16 protein-coding genes are annotated in these 16,801 nt (G+C 64.7%); 6 read left to right on the forward strand and 10 right to left on the reverse strand.

Going from position 1 to position 16,801, the window contains the following annotated elements; all coding sequences use genetic code 11:
* Positions 1-21: 21 nt before the first annotated feature.
* Entirely contained in the window at positions 22-942 is a 921-nt protein-coding gene (gene yedA, locus R9B85_RS09295) for a drug/metabolite exporter YedA (RefSeq protein ID WP_112253595.1), read from the reverse strand.
* Between the two features lie 154 nt (positions 943-1,096).
* On the opposite strand from yedA, the gene R9B85_RS09300 reads away from it, so the two are divergent.
* On the forward strand, positions 1,097-1,546 hold the full coding sequence (locus R9B85_RS09300) for an Lrp/AsnC family transcriptional regulator (RefSeq protein ID WP_015271918.1): 450 nt from the start codon (positions 1,097-1,099) through the stop codon (positions 1,544-1,546).
* Here R9B85_RS09300 and R9B85_RS09305 read toward each other — a convergent pair.
* The 3 genes from R9B85_RS09305 to R9B85_RS09315 all read right to left on the reverse strand — a co-directional run bounded on the left by R9B85_RS09305 (position 1,543) and on the right by R9B85_RS09315 (position 3,554).
* Positions 1,543-2,148: a 3'-5' exonuclease gene (locus tag R9B85_RS09305; protein ID WP_207877237.1), complete on the reverse strand. Its 606-nt coding sequence runs from the start codon at positions 2,146-2,148 to the stop codon at positions 1,543-1,545. The genes R9B85_RS09300 and R9B85_RS09305 overlap by 4 nt on opposite strands.
* Before the next feature lie 8 nt (positions 2,149-2,156).
* Positions 2,157-2,636 carry an NYN domain-containing protein gene (locus tag R9B85_RS09310; RefSeq protein ID WP_004576858.1) on the reverse strand — a complete coding sequence of 160 codons (480 nt, stop codon included), beginning with the start codon at positions 2,634-2,636 and terminating at the stop codon, positions 2,157-2,159.
* A 162-nt stretch (positions 2,637-2,798) separates the two neighbouring features.
* Positions 2,799-3,554, reverse strand: a complete 756-nt coding sequence (locus R9B85_RS09315) for a DUF2076 domain-containing protein (RefSeq protein WP_207877235.1) — start codon at positions 3,552-3,554, stop codon at positions 2,799-2,801.
* 166 nt (positions 3,555-3,720) lie between these two features.
* Between R9B85_RS09315 and R9B85_RS09320 the strand changes: the two genes are divergently transcribed.
* Positions 3,721-4,377, forward strand: a complete 657-nt coding sequence (locus R9B85_RS09320) for a YciC family protein (protein ID WP_112253599.1) — start codon at positions 3,721-3,723, stop codon at positions 4,375-4,377.
* 36 nt (positions 4,378-4,413) lie between these two features.
* On the opposite strand, the gene hrpB is transcribed toward R9B85_RS09320, so the two are convergent.
* The gene (gene hrpB, locus R9B85_RS09325; protein ID WP_423770988.1) at positions 4,414-6,942 is read right to left on the reverse strand and encodes an ATP-dependent helicase HrpB; all 2,529 of its coding nucleotides are present in this window, start codon (positions 6,940-6,942) and stop codon (positions 4,414-4,416) included.
* Between the two features lie 117 nt (positions 6,943-7,059).
* On the opposite strand from hrpB, the gene R9B85_RS09330 reads away from it, so the two are divergent.
* Both R9B85_RS09330 and R9B85_RS09335 read left to right on the forward strand, forming a co-directional pair.
* Positions 7,060-7,479, forward strand: a complete 420-nt coding sequence (locus R9B85_RS09330; RefSeq protein ID WP_046613202.1) for a hypothetical protein — start codon at positions 7,060-7,062, stop codon at positions 7,477-7,479.
* A gap of 22 nt (positions 7,480-7,501) precedes the next feature.
* Positions 7,502-8,374 carry a cation diffusion facilitator family transporter gene (locus R9B85_RS09335; RefSeq protein WP_112253601.1) on the forward strand — a complete coding sequence of 291 codons (873 nt, stop codon included), beginning with the start codon at positions 7,502-7,504 and terminating at the stop codon, positions 8,372-8,374.
* Positions 8,375-8,539: 165 nt separating this feature from the next.
* Here R9B85_RS09335 and R9B85_RS09340 read toward each other — a convergent pair whose 3' ends face one another.
* On the reverse strand, positions 8,540-9,325 hold the full coding sequence (locus R9B85_RS09340) for a DUF6515 family protein (RefSeq protein WP_112253602.1): 786 nt from the start codon (positions 9,323-9,325) through the stop codon (positions 8,540-8,542).
* 394 nt (positions 9,326-9,719) lie between these two features.
* On the opposite strand from R9B85_RS09340, the gene R9B85_RS09345 reads away from it, so the two are divergent.
* Positions 9,720-10,196 (forward strand): Lrp/AsnC family transcriptional regulator, encoded by a 477-nt coding sequence (locus R9B85_RS09345; RefSeq protein WP_003249795.1) that lies wholly within the window; start codon positions 9,720-9,722, stop codon positions 10,194-10,196.
* 54 nt (positions 10,197-10,250) lie between these two features.
* The gene (locus R9B85_RS09350) at positions 10,251-10,454 is read left to right on the forward strand and encodes a DUF2788 domain-containing protein (protein WP_013974331.1); all 204 of its coding nucleotides are present in this window, start codon (positions 10,251-10,253) and stop codon (positions 10,452-10,454) included.
* A 136-nt stretch (positions 10,455-10,590) separates the two neighbouring features.
* On the opposite strand, the gene R9B85_RS09355 is transcribed toward R9B85_RS09350, so the two are convergent.
* From R9B85_RS09355 to R9B85_RS09370, 4 genes are all read right to left on the reverse strand, one after another.
* The gene (locus R9B85_RS09355) at positions 10,591-11,229 is read right to left on the reverse strand and encodes a pseudouridine synthase (protein ID WP_313856739.1); all 639 of its coding nucleotides are present in this window, start codon (positions 11,227-11,229) and stop codon (positions 10,591-10,593) included.
* 6 nt (positions 11,230-11,235) lie between these two features.
* Positions 11,236-12,699, reverse strand: a complete 1,464-nt coding sequence (gene amn / locus R9B85_RS09360) for an AMP nucleosidase (protein WP_112253604.1) — start codon at positions 12,697-12,699, stop codon at positions 11,236-11,238.
* Positions 12,700-12,914: 215 nt separating this feature from the next.
* Positions 12,915-14,567: an acyl-CoA dehydrogenase family protein gene (locus R9B85_RS09365; protein WP_207877231.1), complete on the reverse strand. Its 1,653-nt coding sequence runs from the start codon at positions 14,565-14,567 to the stop codon at positions 12,915-12,917.
* Positions 14,568-14,764: 197 nt separating this feature from the next.
* Positions 14,765-16,753, reverse strand: a complete 1,989-nt coding sequence (locus tag R9B85_RS09370; RefSeq protein WP_423770989.1) for a sensor histidine kinase — start codon at positions 16,751-16,753, stop codon at positions 14,765-14,767.
* Between the last annotated feature and the right edge of the window lie 48 nt (positions 16,754-16,801).

Consider the following 16,801-nt stretch of genomic DNA (forward strand, 5'->3'; position numbering starts at 1 on the left):
AGTTTACCGCATCGCCCCTGTCTACTTGCAGATTTCGCCTTTCAACGGCTGCGCCGGCTCAGGTGCCTTGCGCCACTGCGGCAGGCCGATCAGCACCACCGCGCCGATGATCACCGCCATGGCCACACATTCTTCGGCACCGATCTGCTCACCGGCAAAGATGATGCCCAGCAGCACGGCCACTGCCGGGTTGACATAGGCATAGCTGGTGGCAGCTGCCGGGCGCACGTGCTTGAGCAGGTACATGTAGGCACTGAACGCCAGGATCGAACCGAAGAACACCAGGTAGGCCAGTGCCCCCCAGCCGGCAGCGGTCGGCATCTGCGTCATGCGCTCGCCAGACAGCACGCTGCCGAGCAGCAGCACAGCGCCACCGACCAGCATTTCCGCGGCGCTGGCCATGGGCCCCTGGGGCAGCGGCAAGGTCTTGCTCCACACCGAGCCGAATGCCCACGACGCTGCCGCAAAAATGATCAGCGCAGCACCAATCGGGCTTGCCTGCAGGTTGGAGCCCAGGTTCAGCAGGCCGATACCCACCAGCCCCAAGGCGATCCCTGCCCACTCCAGCTTCGAATTGCGGTGCCCGAACAGCAGGCCGAACAGCAAGGTGAACAGCGGTACCGTCGCCACCGCCAACGCCGCCACGCCTGAGGCTACGCCAGCATGCTCGGCCACGGTCACGCCACCGTTGCCACAGCTGAGCAGCAGAAAACCGATCGCCCCCGCAGCCCGCCACTGCGGCCAGGTCGGTGCCGGCACACCGCGCCAGCGCAAGAAGCCATACAGAAGGCCCCCGGCAATCAGGAAACGCACCCCGGCCATGAGCATCGGTGGCCAACTTTCGACGCCTATGCGAATGAACAGGTAGGTGGAGCCCCAGACCAGGTACAAGGCCAGGAAAGCGCCAATGAGCAACAACGGGAAGCGACGGGAGGCAGGCATGGGAAACACTCGAAATCCGTTTACGGGTGGCTTAGTTTAGAAAGGCCACCGGGTAAACTTAAGTTACAAAACAGCTTTAAATCACCCGAACACTTTGCATTGCATGGTTATTCGGATGCTTTTCAATCGAATCGAAACAAGGCGGGAACAACCCATGGACAAGTACGACCGCATGCTGCTCGCCGCCCTGCTCGACAATGGCCGCGCTACCTTCGCGCAACTGGCGCGCCAGGTGAACCTGTCGGCGCCGGCGGTGGCCGAGCGGGTGGCCAAGCTCGAGGCCAGCGGAGTAATCACCGGTTACCAGGCCAAGGTCGACATGAGCAAGATCGGCCTGCCGATACAGTGTGTGATCGAACTGCGCCTGGCCAGCCACGGCAACCAGCAGGCCTACGAAGCGTTGACCCAGATCCCCCAGTTGACCGAATGCCACCGGGTAACAGGCGACCCCTGCGTCATCATGCAGGCAGCGGTGGGTTCGATGCCGGAGCTGGAAGAACTGATCAACCGGGTCGCGCAGTTCGGCTTCAGCAAGACGTCGATCATTCTCTCAAGCGCTGTGGAGCGGCGGGTGCCGCTGGCGCAACTGGAGAAGAAGCCCTAACAGAACCTGGCCAGGGTTTCACGAACCTTCGCGGCTGGGGTTTTCTGCAGGCGGCAGAGCAGGTCGTGCGAGAGTTGCTGTACACCATGGCCCTGGCGCAGCACTCCAGCCAAGTGTTGCAGCAGGTTGGCGGCCATTTCGGCATCGGCCATGGCCCGGTGCGCGGTACCGGTATCCGGCAGCCCGGCCCAGCGGGTCAGAGTGCCCAGCTTGTGGTTCGGCGCCGCCGGCAACAGGCGCCGTGACAGCAGCAGGGAACAGGCGAAGGCCTGGCTGCGGTTACGGCCGATGCGGCTCAGTTCGTAGTCCCAGAACTTCTGGTCGAAGGCGGCATTGTGTGCCAACAGCGGGGTATTACCGACGAACTCGGCCACTTCGTTCATCACCTTGTCCACCGGCGGTGCACTGCGCAGCATGGCGGTGGTGATGCCGGTGAGCCCGGCGACGAAGGCCGGTACCGGCACGCCGGCGTTCATCAGGCTCTGGTAACGCTCGACGATGCGCCCGCCCTCGAGCATCACCACCGCCACCTCGGTAGCTCGGCAGCCGGCGCCGGGGCTGATGCCGGTGGTTTCAAAGTCGATGACAGCGATACGTTCCATGAAAAATCTCAGTGTTTTAGCAACAGCGCACCCTCGATGGGCACATAGCGGGTGGCGGCACGGATCAGCGACAGTGCGGTAAGCCCGGGCACACCATACACCACTGCCTCGGTGCCATGGCGCTGTATCACCCGCTCCAGCAGCAGGTCGAAATCGCCATCGCCGGAGGCCAGTACCACTTGGTCGACGCGGCTGGCGGCGTCGATCACATCCAGGGTGATACCCACATCCCAGTCACCTTTGGCCGAGCCATCGCTGCGCTGGATGAAGGGTTTGAGGCGCACATCGAAACCTAGGTTGCGCAGGATCTGCTGGAACTGTTGCTGCTTGCTGTCGCCACGGTCGATGGCATAAGCCACGGCCTCGACGATCTGGCCTTCGCGGCTGACATCGGCCCACAGGGCGGTGTAGTTGAAATGGCAGCCGTGGGCCTGGCGCACGGTGTAGTAGAGGTTCTGCACATCGGCGAACAGCGCGATCTTTTTCACCTTGGAACCCCTTGGTCGGCCTGGAATGCTGGGGGCTGCTTTGCAGCCCTTTCGCGACACAAGGCCGTTCCTACAGGGGTTCGCGTACCCTTGTAGGAGCGGCCTTGTGTCGCGAAAGGGGCGCAAAGCGCCCCCAAAACTGCGAGCAGTATGCCAGACCTGTCAGACGTACGAATCGTCGTCCGAGAAGAACCCGCCATCATCGCTGCCATAATCGCTGTCGGCATAACCACCCTGGTCGCTGCCCCAACCACCGTTGTCAGCCACCTGCTGCTGCGCCCCCGAGTCGTTCCAGCCACCGCTGTCGCTGGCCGGCGCCGGCTCTTCCTTGATCACCTCTACTACCTCCTCCGGCTGCGAGTTGTGGTTGAACAGGCTGCTGATGCCCTGCGCCAGCAACACACCACCCGCCACACCGGCCGCAGTCTGCATCGCGCCGCCGAGGAAGCTGCTGGCACCACTGCGTGCCGGTGCAGCGGCAAAGCCAGACTGCTGCGCTTGTGGCTGGGAGAAGCCCGGCGCCGACGGCTCACGCCAGCCACCGCCAGATGCCACGGGGGCTGCAGCGGGACGCTGCGGTTGCACGGCCGGGGCCGCATTGCGCCCAGACGAACCAAAGATGCTGGACAGGAAACCACCACCACCATTGCTCGGCGCGCTGCCGGCACGGGCGGCCTCGGCCTGGGCACGAGCCTGCTTCAGTTCGGCTTCCAATTGCTTGTTCTGCTCGTCGAGGCGCTTGATCGCCGCCTCCTGCACCAGAATCGCCTGGGCCATGTAATAAGGCGCCGCCGGCTGCTGGCGTACGTGTTCCTCGATGCATGCCTGGGCCTGCGCATCGCGTGGCTGGCTAGGGTCCTCGGCTTGCTTGAGGCGGCCGAACAGGCCGTCGATCAGGGTTTGTTCTTCAGTATTCATGGGGCGACCTCGTGGGGTAGCGGACAACGGACAGCGTCAAAGATGGGGCGTACAGGCGTGGGATTCAATCACCGGCGGCGTGAAACTTTTTTCAGCAAGTGACAGCCCCAGGCCTGCTTTGGGCTAAAGTTATGCCCCTGTTTTTACTGCCATGCGATGTAGACCGATGAACCCGCTGAGCGTCCTGCGCGACTCCCTGTACTTCTTCCGCCGCCACCTGCCGAACATCCTCCAGCTGTGCCTGCCGCTGGTGGTGCTGGAAGCCTTGCTCACCCAGCTGCTGTACCGACAGATGGGCGATCAGGCATCGCCGGCCTACGGCATGCTGGTCAGCCTGCTGTTCTACCCGCTGTACAGCGCCGCGCTGATCCTGTACCTCGACACCCGCAGCAACGGCCAGGAAATCGCCAAGCGCGACCTGTTCGCCCGCGCCCTGCAATTGTGGCCACAGCTGGCCCTGCTGATCCTGATCAGCTCGCTGCTGATCATGGCCGGCCTTGCGCTGTTCATCTTCCCGGGCGTGTGGATCATGATCAACCTGGTGTTCGCCGAGTACCTGCTGGTACTGCGCGGCCGGCCGGTGGTGCAGTCGATGCGCGACAGTGCAAGCATGACCACCGGGCACTTCATGCGCATCATGATCTGTGTCGTAGGTGTGCTGGCCCCCATCTGGCTGATTGACGGGCTGCTGCTGATGGCCTTCCCCGAGCCATCGCCAGGCATGGAGCTGGCCATGGACAGCCTCAGCGGCTTCCTGCAGTTGTTCAGCACCGTGGTGCTGTACCGCCTGTTCATGTTGCTGGAAGGCGAAGCCGGGGCGTAATGCCCAGGCTCATCGCTTGACCGGAACTCACTGTTATCAGGTCCCTCGAGGCTTGGCCCGTGCCGTTGCCTCGGCCACCAGCGGGTCATCCGGCCAATAGTGCTTCGGATAACGCCCCTTCAAATCTTTCTTCACCTCGGCATAGGTCGTACGCCAGAAGTTGGCCAGGTCCTGAGTTACCTGCACCGGCCGGCGTGCCGGTGACAACAGGTGCAGCTTGACCTGCTGGCGGCCGTTGGCGATGCGTGGGGTATCGGCCAGGCCGAACAGCTCTTGCAGGCGCACCGCGAGGATTGGCGGGTTTTCGCTGTAGTCCAGGCGGATGTTCGAGCCGGACGGTACCGTCAGGTGCGCAGGGGCCTGCTCTTCCAGGCGTTGCGGCAGCGGCCAGGGCAACAGGTTGCGCAGCATCGACGGCAAGTCCAGTGCGGCGAAATGGCTGAGGCGCGACACCTTGCCCAGGTAAGGCTGCAACCAGTCTTCCAGGCTGGCGAGCAAGGCCTCGTCTGCAAGGTCGGGCCATTCGCTGTGGCCGTCCTTGGCCAGGTCCAGCTGACGCAGCAAGGCCACGCGCGCCTGCCATTGCCGAAGCTCGGGAGTCCAGCTCAGCAGGTTCAGGCCTTTGCGCCGGACCAGGCCAAGCAACGCGCGAGCCCGCGCTTCGTCATCCAGGCCGGCCAGCGGTTCGCGGCTGAGCACCAGCTCGCCGACCTTGACCTGGCGTTCGGCGCGCAACACCTGCTCGCGCTCGTCCCAATCGAGGATATCGACCCGCTCGACCTGTTCAGCCAGCACGCCCTCGAGCAGCGCCGGATCGAACTCGGCAGCCAGGTAGATACGTTCTTCGCGCTGGCCCTGGCGGCTGCCCAGGTCGGCGATCACCAGCCACGGGCACTTCATCAGTGCGTCGACTTCGGCAAACAGCGCCGCACGGCCGTTGGCCAGCCGATATTCCGCACCGCCCTCGCGGCGCTGCTGGGCGACGCGGTCGGGGTAGGCCAGCGCCAGCAGTGCGCCCAGCCAGCGCGGGTGATCAGGGTCTGCAACCGGCGAGCCTGGTTTGCCACGCAGCAGGCCACGGTACTGGCGGGCCAGTTGGCGCGCACGCTGCACACCGCCGTGGCTGCCACGGGCGGCCTTGCTCTCGCCACTGACCAGCGCCAGGCGGCTGTGCAAATCAGCACCGCCGCCGCGCTGGATATCCCGCTCGCCCAGCAGCGCCGCCACATCGCAGGCCATCTGTGCCAGGCCCAGGTCCTGGCCGCGCAAGAGTAGATGCGCAATACGCGGATGCGCCGGCAACTCGGCCATGGCCTGGCCGTGTTCGCTAAGGTTGTCACGGCTGCCAGGCTTGAAGGCATTGAGCCGCGCCAGCAGGTCCTGGGCCTGGGCGAAAGCGGCCGTGGGGGGCTGGTCGAGCCAGCGCAATTGCTCGGGCGTCACACCCCAGCGCGCCAGTTGCAGGGCCAGGCCGGCCAGGTCGGCCTGCATGATTTCGGCGCTGCCGTGGGCGGCCAGCTGGTCATGCTGGGCCTCGGACCACAGGCGATAGCACACGCCGGGCTCCAGGCGGCCGGCACGGCCGGCGCGCTGGGTGGCGCTGGCACGGGAGATGCGTTGAGTGTCCAGGCGGGTCATGCCGCTGCCAGGGTCGAAGCGCGGTACCCGGGCCAGGCCTGCATCGATCACCACGCGCACGCCGTCGATGGTCAGGCTGGTCTCGGCTATGTTGGTGGCCAGCACCACCTTGCGCAGGCCCTCGGCCGCAGGGTCGATGGCCGCACGCTGGGCGTCGAGATCGAGCTCGCCATGCAACGGGCAGAGCAGGACCTCGGGGCGCTCGCCCAATGCTTCCTGCAGGCTCTGGTGCACCCGGCGGATCTCGGCCTGACCCGGCAGGAACACCAGCACACTGCCGGTCTGGTCAGCCAGTGCCTGCAGCACGCTGTCCACTACCCGTGGCTCGATGAACTCGCCCGGCTGGAAAGGCCGCCCCCAACGGATGTCGACGGGGTGCATGCGGCCTTCACTGCTGACCACCGGGGCATCATTCAGCAGCCGCGAAAGGCGCTCGCCCTCCAGGGTCGCGGACATCAGCAAAACCTTCAGTGGCGGATCGTCCCGCAGCAGTTCCCGACCATTCAGGCTCAATGCCAAAGCCAGGTCGGCATCGAGGCTGCGCTCGTGAAATTCGTCGAAGATCACCAGCCCCACACCCTCCAGCGCCGGGTCGGCCTGCAGGCGGCGGGTGAGGATGCCTTCGGTCACCACCTCGATGCGTGTTTTCGGCCCGACCTTGCTGTCCAGGCGGATGCGATAGCCCACGGTTTCGCCGACCTTTTCGCCCAGCTCGCTGGCCAGCCGTTCAGCAGCCGCGCGAGCAGCCAGGCGCCGGGGCTCGAGCATGAGAATGCTCTGCCCAGCCAGCCAGGGCTCGTCGAGCAGCGCCAGCGGCACGCGGGTGGTCTTGCCGGCGCCAGGCGGCGCCTCGAGCACCACTTCGTCACGGTTTTCCAGGGCCTGGCGCAAGGCGGGCAAGACAGCATCGATCGGTAATGAAATCATGGTGGTCCTCGAACAGTCCGGCGAGTATAACGGCGAACCCAAGCTGCCTTATCATGGTCTTAGCTTCAGGTGCAGGCGTTTCGCTTGCCCTGCTGAATACCTTTTCGGAGTTTTCACATGCGCATCCCATCCCGCGTCATCGGTGGCGCCCTCATCGTCACCTTGCTGACCCAACTGACGGCCTGCGGCACCATTCTGTACCCGGAACGGCGCGGCCAGATCGGCGGCAAGATCGACCCTGTGGTTGCCGCAATGGATGCCATCGGCATCCTGTTCTACGTAATCCCGGGGCTGATCGCCTTCGGTATCGACTTCGCCACCGGCGCCATCTATTACCCAGGCGGGCGCTCGGCTCAGGTCGACCCGGTCAAACTGCGCGAGGCCGTGAGCCCCGATGGCAAGGTCGACAACCTGAAGCTGCAAGCCATTCTGGAAAGCGAACTGGGCCAGCGCCTGCCGCTGAACGACCCACGGCTCATTCAGCATCGCGGCAGCATCGAGCAGCTGGCCAGCCTGGGCCTGGTGCCTGCAGCCTGAAGCACAAGGACACCGCCCACGGATGATGACCACCCCGGCTGAACACCAGCGCCTGCTACGCCTGGCCACTCGCGCATCGCTGGCAGTGGCCAGCATACTGGTCCTGAGCAAGGCGCTGGCCTGGTGGCTGAGCGGCTCGGTCAGCCTGCTGGCCGGGCTGACCGACTCGGCACTGGATGCCGTTGCCTCGTTTCTCAACCTGCTGGCCGTGCACTATGCCCTGCGCCCGGCCGACAACGACCACCGATTCGGCCATGGCAAGGCCGAGGCCCTGGCCGGTATGGCGCAGGCGCTGTTCATCGGGGTCAGTGCGGTGCTGATCGGGGTGCAGGCGGTTGAACGCCTGCACACCCCGCAACCCTTGGGCGATACCGCCGTCGGTATCGGGGTAATGCTGCTGTCGCTGGTGCTGACCCTTGCCCTGCTGGCACTGCAACACAGGGTCATCCGACTGACCGGCTCCACGGCGGTGCGGGCCGACTCCCTGCACTACCGCTCGGACCTGCTGCTCAACGGCAGCATCCTGCTGGCCCTGCTGCTGGCACGCTTTGGCTGGCCGCAGCTGGATGCCCTGTTCGGCCTGGGCATCGCTGTCTATATCCTCTGGAGCGCGCTGCAGATCGCGCGGGAGAGTACGGCCATCCTCATGGACCAGGAACTGCCCGGCGATGTTGGCGAGGACATGGCTGCGCTGGTGCTGGCCATTCCCGGGGTCAAGGGCGTGCACGACCTGCGTACGCGGGTGTCGGGCAATCAGTGGTTCGTGCAGTTGCATCTGGAGATGCCGGGGCAATTGCCGCTGCATGAAGCGCACGCCTTGTGCGTGGAGGCCTCTAGGGTGATCCGCCAGCGTTATCCACAGGCGGATGTGATGGTGCATGCGGATCCGGTGTGAATCAGTGAGCGTAACTGTGGGAGCGGGTTTACCCGCGAACACCGGCACAGCCGGTGCCATGCACCGCGTCGCATTCTTCGCGGGTAAACCCGCTCCCACAGGGCTCTGCGCCGGCTTCAATCAATACGTGAGGCATACAGGTCCATCGCAGGGACGTGTCCCGCATCAGTTGATGCTGTAGCCTTGGCCACTGAAGCAAGCGCCCAGCGCCCGCCGGTAGTTGTCCGCCACATTGGCCGGCGGTGCATAAGTTGCCGTTGCCGGGTCGAAGCCTGACTGGCTCACCGCCCAGCGGTGGCACTGGTAGCGGTCCTGGTCCTGCTGTTCCTGCCCTTGCCCAGACATAGGGTAGGCCACCACATCATACCCGCCACCGACAGGTGTCGGCGTGGCAACCGGCGGGTTGACCACCACGTATTCGCGGCTGTCGGCCAGGTACTGGTAGTAGGTATCGGCCACCAGGAAGAACAGCGCCCCGCCCAGCCAGACTTCCCGCGCATAAGGCGGCAGGTAGTCGACCCGCACGCCATGGGGCGGGGTCACCACGACATAACGGCCACCATGGGGGCGATACCAGTACCCACCGGAGTAGAAGTAGTCATCGCCACGATAAGGCACTTTCCAGTAACGGTCCGGGAAATGATCGATGGTATGCCCCGGGCGATACTGCGGCCCCGGCCCCCAACCATTGCCATGACCGTCCGGGCGCCCCTGCCAGTCACCGCCAGGCCGTTGCCCCGGCCCACCGGCTTCCCAGTAGCGGTTATCACCATGGCGGCGGGGGATGTCCTGGTAATAGCCCTGACGTGGCGGCTGGGTCTGCTGCACTTCGTCACGCGAATTGAGCGAGCGGCCGGGCGCCCCCTCGACCGGCCCTTCGGCCACGGCCCCGAGGCTGATGCTCAACCCCAACACACCAACACCTGCCAACTGCCAGATGCGCGACTTCATGCTGTTCCTCTCGGTAGAAATAAGGCAACCACAGCCAGTCTACCGCGCCCGGAACGCAGGCCAATTAAATTTCCAGCCATGAAAAAAGGGAGGCCGCAGGGCCTCCCTTCAGGAATTGTCGTCCGTGCTCGGCACTTGTGGCGCCGGCTCACCTCACACCGTCTTCTGGAAGGTGTGTAGCCCGGGGGCCTGCAGATCCTGTTGGATGGCTGGCCGCGACCGCCCGCCTAGGGCGCGTCGCCGTGGACTGATGTCCGGGCAGTGATTCTGTGGATAAAGATACCGGACAGAGTCCGGCAGATGATTGCGAAGATTGCTCGGATAAATAGCACTTGCGCAATTTTTCACCCTGGATTGATAATTCGCAGCAATCCGAACAGAAAAGGCATAAACCATGAGCAAGCTTGACCGCTACGACCTGAGCATCCTCGCCGAATTGCAGCGCGATGCGCGCATTTCCAACCAGGAACTGGCCGAACGCATCGGCCTCTCGCCTTCGCCATGCTCGCGTCGGGTCAAGCAACTGGAGGACGATGGTTACATTTCGCGCCAGGTGGCCCTGCTCGACCGCAAGAAGCTGGGCCTGAGCCTGACTGCCTATGTGCTGATCGGCATGGACCGCCACACACCGGAGCGTTTCGAAACCTTCGAGGCGGCCATCCGCAACCTGCCACAGGTGCTCGAATGCAGCCTGGTCACCGGCATGGATGCCGACTACCAGTTGAAGGTGGTGGTGCCCGACATGGACCACTACCAGAAACTGCTGCTAGGCAGCCTGACTCGCATTGAAGGCGTCACCAGCGTACGTTCGAGCTTCGTGCTGAACCAGGTGCTGGCCAGCACCGAGCTGCCCTTGACCCACCTGCGTTAATTGCCTGCGCCAGCAGGCGTATAATCGGACGCTCAACCCGCCTGGAGAACACCGATGGATCCCGCCGTATTCGAAGAGTGGATGATGATCATCCTGGTCACCGTGTTGATCGGTTTCATGGGTTTCATCGTCTGGGACCTGGCGAAAAAGTCCAAGGCCGGGCGGTTCGGGACGCTGATCCTGTTCTTCGTGCTGGGGCTGGGGGTGCTGGCCTTTATCATCAAGAGCGTGGTGGTGGGGTTTCTCGAAGGGGTGTAAGGCTTAAGAAAGCCGGGAGCGCTTTGCGCTCCTTTCGCGACACAAGGCCGCTCCTACAGGGATCGCACAATGCCTGAGTTTGCGCTGCACCTGTAGGAGCGGCCTTGTGTCGCGATGGGCCGCAAAGCGGCCCCCGCTAACGCTGCAACTTCGCCGTGACTTCGCGCCAGCAGCCCTGCTCCAGCCCATCCAGCGCCCAGTCGCCAATCCGCACCCGCACCAGGCGCAAGGTCGGCAACCCCACCGCCGCCGTCATCCGCCGCACCTGGCGGTTACGCCCTTCGCGAATCACCAGCTCCAGCCAGCTGGTCGGCACGCTTTTGCGAAAACGCACTGGCGGGTTGCGCGGCCACAGCGCCGGCTCGTCCAGGCGCCGCGCTTCGGCTGGCAAGGTCGGCCCATCGTTCAGTTCCACACCATCGCGCAAGCGCTGCAACTGCTCCTCGCTCGGCTCCCCCTCCACCTGAACCCAGTAAGTCTTGGCGAGCTTGTGCTTCGGGTCGGCAATGCGCGCCTGCAGGCCGCCATCGTTGGTCAGCAACAACAGGCCTTCACTGTCGCGGTCCAGCCGCCCAGCCGGGTACACGCCGGGGATGTCGATGTAGTCCTTGAGCGTCGCGCGCCCGTCGCCGTCGCTGAACTGGGTAAGCACATCGAACGGTTTGTTGAACAGGATCAGGCGCGGCTCGGCCGGTGGCGTCTTGGGCTGGCGACGCAGGCCGGTGGCAGGCCGCGCCTGGGGGCGGCGCGGCTTGGAACGGGGTGGCAGTGACATGGATCCTCAGCGGAACGGCGGCTCATCGAAACTGCGCAGTTTACGCGAGTGCAGCGAGTTGAGCTCGGTGCGCAGCAGGTCGAGGGCAGCAATGCCGATCTTCAGATGCTGGCTCACCGCCCGGTTATAGAAGGCGTTGGCCGAACCCGGCAGCTTGATCTCGCTGTGCAACGGCTTGTCGGACACACACAGCAAGGTGCCGTACGGTACGCGCAAGCGGTAACCCTGGGCGGCAATGGTACCGCTTTCCATATCCACCGCCACGGCACGCGACAGGTTGATCAACGGCCGCTCCTGGGCCCAGCGCAGCTCCCAGTTGCGGTCGTCGTAGGTCAGCACGGTGCCGGTGCGCAGGCGCTTCTTCAGCTGTTCGCCACGCTCGCCGGTGACCTGCGCGGCGGCTTCCTGCAAGGCCAGCTGCACTTCGGCCAGGGCCGGAATCGGAATGTTCGGCGGCACCACCCGGTCGAGAATGCCGTCACGGCGCATGTAGGCATGTGCCAGCACATAGTCGCCGATGGTCTGCGACTGCCGCAGGCCGCCGCAGTGGCCGATCATCAGCCAGCAATGCGGGCGCAGCACGGCCAGGTGGTCGGTGATGTTTTTGGCATTGGACGGGCCGACGCCGATGTTGACCAGCGTGACGCCGTCGCCGTCGGCGGCGATCAGGTGATATGCCGGCATCTGGTAGCGGTGCCAGACCACGCTGGCCACCAGGGCCTGGGTTTCACCGTGGTCCATGCCCTTCTCGATCACCACGTTGCCCGGCAGCACCATGCGCACGAAGCGCGGGTCGTCACGCAACTGGTCGAGGCCGTGGCTGATGAACTGGTCGACATAGCGATGATAGTTGGTCAGCAGGATCCACGGCTGCACATGACGCCAGTCGCTGCCGGTGTAGTGCACCAGGCGGCGCAGCGAGAAGTCGACCCGCGCGGCATCGAACAGCGCCAGTGGCAGGGTTTCGGTACTGTCCCAGTCATACAGGCCGTCGGCGATGTTGTCGGTGGCAGCCGACAGGTCGGTGCTGGGGAACACCCGCGCCAGCTGCGCGGCGGTGATGCCGCTGCCGGCCAGCTCGTCGCCCTGGTCGACCACGTAGGGGTAAGGGATGTTCTGTTCGCTGACGCCGACCTCTACCGTGACGGTGTAGTCGTGCATCAGCGGGCGCAGTTGTTCCAGCAGGTAGCCACGGAAAGCAGCCGGCTGGGTGATGGTGACGCTGTAGGTACCGGCCACCTGGACCTTGGCGTAGGCCCGCGTGGTGGCGGCGACTTCGCCGTGGCTGTAGTAGGTCAGGCGCAGCGCCGGGTAGCGGAACAGGTCGCGCTCTTCGACGCCCGGCTCGGTACGGTCCTTCAGGTAACGCTTGAGGGCCTGGCTAAGGGCCCCGGTGGCCTGGTCATGCAGGGCCGCCAGACGGTCGACGGCCTGTTCGGGGGTATCAACGACTACAAAAGCTTGGCTCACACTGTGCTTCCTGTCTGGACATGCATGTGAACCATCTTGCCTGCCTTCTTGGCTAAATACACCCCCATTGATCGGTGTTAATCAGCAGGCCAGCGCTGGTCCCTGTAGGAGCGGCCTTGTGTCGCGATAGGGCTGCAAAGCAGCCCCGGCAATTTGTGCATCTGCGCTGATCCCCTGGGGCTGCTTCGCAGCCCTATCGCGACACAAGGCCGCTCCTACAGGTCCTGTGCTGGCGTCGCCCTGGCCACCAATGCCTCCACATCCACACCCCGCGGCAACGCCCCATACACGCGCCCGCCGCCGGTCAAGCGGCTGTCGATGAACGCATCACTGACCGCCGCATTGCCCGCCTCCAGCAACAGCTTGGCCTGCAGCGCCAGGGCAATATCCTCGGTCAGCTGCCGCGCGCGGTACTGCATGTCGCCAGTGTCGGCAAACGCCCCCTTGAGGTTGCCGATGTGCGCCGCCAGGCGCGGGTCCCCGTGCCCATCGCCCAGCTCGGCGAACAGTGCATCAAGCACGCCCGGCTCCTTGGACAAGGCCCGCAGCACGTCCAGGCACTGCACATTGCCCGAGCCTTCCCAGGTCGAGTTCACCGGCGCTTCGCGGTACAGCCGTGGCAGGATGCTGTCTTCCACATAACCCGCCCCGCCCAGGCACTCGGCTGCCTCGTTGATCATCGCCGGCGCGCGCTTGCAGATCCAGTACTTGCCCACCGCCGTGACCAGCCGGGCGAAATGCGCCTGCTGCGGGTCTTCCAGCTGCTCCAGCGCCTGCCCCATGCGCAGGCTCAGGGCCAGCGCGGCCTCGCTTTCCAACGCCAGGTCGGCCAGCACGTTCTGCATCAACGGCTGCTCGTTCAGCAGCCGCCCGCCAACCTTGCGGTGCGCGCAGTGGTGGGCCGCCTGGGTCAGCGCCTGGCGCATCAGGGCGCTGGAGCCGACCATGCAGTCGAAGCGGGTCATGGCCACCATTTCGATGATGGTCGGCACGCCCCGCCCTTCTTCCCCGACCATCCACGCCAGGGCGCCGCGCAATTCCACCTCGCTGGAGGCGTTGGAACTGTTGCCCAGCTTGTTCTTCAGGCGCTGGATATAGAACTGGTTGCGGCTGTCATCCGGGCGGTGACGCGGCAGCAGAAAGCAGCTCAGGCCTTTTTCGGTCTGGGCCAGGGTCAGAAAGGCATCGCACATTGGCGCCGAGCAGAACCACTTGTGCCCGACCAGCTCGTAGGCCTGCCCCGGGCCAGCGGCGCCGACCGGATAAGCGCGGGTGGTGTTGGCCCGTACATCGGTGCCGCCCTGCTTCTCGGTCATGGCCATGCCCAGGGTGACTCCGGCCTTGTGACGGTCGCCGACGTTACGCGGGTCGTACTCGCAGGCGAGGATTTTCGGCAGCCAGTATTCGGCCAGTTCGGGTTGCAGCCGCAGCGCTGGCACGGCAGCGAAGGTCATGGTCAGCGGGCAGCCGGTACCGGCCTCGGCCTGGCTGTGCAGGTAGGTCATCGAAGCCCGCGCCACATGGGCGCCTGGGCGGGGTTCGGCCCATGGCAGCGACGGCAGGCCGTGCTCGACGGCGGTGCGCATCAGTTCGTGGTAGGCAGGGTGGAACTCGACCAGGTCGATGCGATGGCCGTAGCGGTCGTGGCTGCTGAACTCCGGCTTGTGCGCATTGGCCAGGAAGCCCGCCTGCATCAGCGGGCCGCCGGCCAGGGCACCGTAGGCATCGATCCGCGATTCGGCCCAACCCGCACCGAAACGCCGCGACCATTCCTGTAGCGGCAGGTCGAGGCGGTAAAGGTTGGCACCGTCGAGGGGCGGTGGCTGGTTGGTGACTTCGTGGGTTTCAGCGTACTGGTGCAGGTTCATCGGGGGCTCCTGGATCCGGGTAGCTTGAGAGACCCAGTGAAGCACTCTGTACGAGTCAGTCAAAGTGGCATTAATGACTAAACATGTGGCGGGGGCATGGCTTTGGGTTGCAGCGGGGCTGAGAGGGGTTCGCCGTGAGGGATCTACCAGACGCTGCAATTGTCGTGGCGAGCACTTAGCGCATAAAACCCAACTCTCTAAAGCAACCGTCGCGCCTGCAGAACATTCGATGCCATCTGCACCTGCGCAATAGCCATGTTCAAACTCAACTCGAACCGGCTGCCCAACCCCCGCGTCGACTCATGCGACAACCGCGCCCCCAGCAATTCCCCCATCTGCCGGCAAATCGACAATCCAATCCCCAGCCCGCCATAGCGCCGGGTCATCGAGCCATCGACCTGGAAGAAGCGCTGGTACAGGGTCGCCTGGTCGAGGTCATCGAAGCCGATACCGCTGTCGCTGACCATGAAGGTCAGCGCCAGGTCGTCAGGCCCCACCCGGCGCCCGCGCACCTGGATCATCACCCCGCCCTGGTGGGTGAACTTCAAACCGTTGTCCACCAGGCACCCCAGGCAGCGGGCCAGCTTCTGAGCATCGCCCAGCAACCCGTCCGGCACATCGGCCGGGATGTCCAGGCTCAAGTACAAGCCTTTGCCCAAAGCCTGCCCGGCATAACCGGCACGCACGCCCTGCAGCAGGTCACGCAGGCTGAACGGCGCCGGCTGCGCGCGCAGGCGGCCGGCCTGTAGTTCGGACAGGGTAAGAATGGCATCGACCATATCCATCATGCCCTGGGCCGACCCCACCGCCGTGCGGTGGTACTGGGCCATCTCGGCCTCCATCGGCAGGGTCTGCATCAGCTCCAGCGAGCCGATCACGCCATTCATCGGCGTACGCAGTTCATGAGTCACGCTGGCCAGGAATTCGTCTTTCAGACGATTACTCCTGGCCAGTTGCAAGTTCAGTTGCTCCAGCGTGCGCCCCGTGTCACGCAAGGTCTGGGCCTGCTGCTCACGCAGGCTGTTGATGCGGTCGGCCAGCGCCAGCGACAGCAAGGCCACCTCCAGCGCCGACCCCAGCTGGCTGGCATACATGGTAATGAACACGTTCGGCAGGTAGCCCAGCACCATCAAGGTGTTGACCAGGCCACCGAGCAAGAACGCCGTCCAGGCGATGATGAACCAGCGTGCCACGCGCAAGCCACGCCACCAGGCATACAGACCGGCACTGAAGATGCTCACGGTAAATAGCAACGCCAGCACCGTGGCCATGCGCAAAGCGACACCGTAGGGCATGGTCACCGCCAGCACCATGACCAGCGCGCCACCCAGCATCAGCAGTTGCAGCAGCCGGTCGAAACCACGGCTGATGCTGCCCAGTTGCAGGAAGTGCCGGGCGAACTGGCAGCCGAACAGGCCAGCGGCACCGATGAACAACGGCGTCGAAGCATTCGCCCACCACGGGCTGTCCGGCCAGAAGTAGGCCACACCGGCGCCATTCACCGACACCTGGTACAAGCCGAACGAAGCGATATAGAGGATGTAGTAGAGGTAGCTGACATCGCGCACGCTGAGGTAGATGAACAGGTTGTACACCAGCATCACCAGCAACACGCCGTAGATCATCCCCAGCACATACAGGCGCGTGGGCTGCTCCTCCATATAGGCCTGGGCGGACCACAGCGCCAGCGGCGCCTGCACCGAGCCCTGGCTGTGCAGGCGCAGGTAGGCGGTGGTCACCTGGCCAGGCGGCAGCTGCAGTTCGAACAGGTAGTTGTTCTGCAGGATCTGCCGGCTTTGGTAGGGCAAGGCGTCGCCGGTGCGCCGGGCCAGGCGGTAACTGCCACTGCTGTCGGGCAGGTACAGCTCGAGGTGGTCCAGCGGCGGGTAGGCCAACTCCAGCAGCCATTGCCGTGGGGCGGCGCCGGGTGCGGCGACAGGGCGCAGTTCGACCTTGAGCCAGAACACCGAGGTGGAGTAACCGGCGTTCAGCACGTCTTCATGGTGGGGGCGAAAATGCTTGGCGAACCCAGGGGCAGTGACCTGGGCGATGCTGGCACTGCCATCGAGGTCTTCATAAACCTGCATGGCCTTGCCCAGCGGAAGATGCCGGGTAGCGTCGTCGAAATCGACTGCCCCGGCCAGCATGGGCAGCAAGCCCAGAAGCACGATCAGCAAATAGCGCATACAGCCCCAGCATGGCCTGTCCAGTCGAGTCGCGGTTGCCTCCCATCC

Origin of the sequence: Pseudomonas sp. NLJ1 (assembly GCF_049486705.1) — a bacterium.
GTDB lineage: Bacteria > Pseudomonadota > Gammaproteobacteria > Pseudomonadales > Pseudomonadaceae > Aquipseudomonas > Aquipseudomonas inefficax.

Coding starts and splice junctions, on each gene's coding strand:
- yedA (WP_112253595.1), bottom strand. CDS start 942: ATGCCTGCCTCCCGTCGCTTCCCGTTGTTGCTCATTGGCGCTTTCCTG.
- R9B85_RS09300 (WP_015271918.1), top strand. CDS start 1,097: ATGGACAAGTACGACCGCATGCTGCTCGCCGCCCTGCTCGACAATGGC.
- R9B85_RS09305 (WP_207877237.1), bottom strand. CDS start 2,148: ATGGAACGTATCGCTGTCATCGACTTTGAAACCACCGGCATCAGCCCC.
- R9B85_RS09315 (WP_207877235.1), bottom strand. CDS start 3,554: ATGAATACTGAAGAACAAACCCTGATCGACGGCCTGTTCGGCCGCCTC.
- R9B85_RS09320 (WP_112253599.1), top strand. CDS start 3,721: ATGAACCCGCTGAGCGTCCTGCGCGACTCCCTGTACTTCTTCCGCCGC.
- hrpB (WP_423770988.1), bottom strand. CDS start 6,942: ATGATTTCATTACCGATCGATGCTGTCTTGCCCGCCTTGCGCCAGGCC.
- R9B85_RS09330 (WP_046613202.1), top strand. CDS start 7,060: ATGCGCATCCCATCCCGCGTCATCGGTGGCGCCCTCATCGTCACCTTG.
- R9B85_RS09335 (WP_112253601.1), top strand. CDS start 7,502: ATGATGACCACCCCGGCTGAACACCAGCGCCTGCTACGCCTGGCCACT.
- R9B85_RS09340 (WP_112253602.1), bottom strand. CDS start 9,325: ATGAAGTCGCGCATCTGGCAGTTGGCAGGTGTTGGTGTGTTGGGGTTG.
- R9B85_RS09345 (WP_003249795.1), top strand. CDS start 9,720: ATGAGCAAGCTTGACCGCTACGACCTGAGCATCCTCGCCGAATTGCAG.
- R9B85_RS09350 (WP_013974331.1), top strand. CDS start 10,251: ATGGATCCCGCCGTATTCGAAGAGTGGATGATGATCATCCTGGTCACC.
- R9B85_RS09355 (WP_313856739.1), bottom strand. CDS start 11,229: ATGTCACTGCCACCCCGTTCCAAGCCGCGCCGCCCCCAGGCGCGGCCT.
- R9B85_RS09365 (WP_207877231.1), bottom strand. CDS start 14,567: ATGAACCTGCACCAGTACGCTGAAACCCACGAAGTCACCAACCAGCCA.
- R9B85_RS09370 (WP_423770989.1), bottom strand. CDS start 16,753: ATGCGCTATTTGCTGATCGTGCTTCTGGGCTTGCTGCCCATGCTGGCC.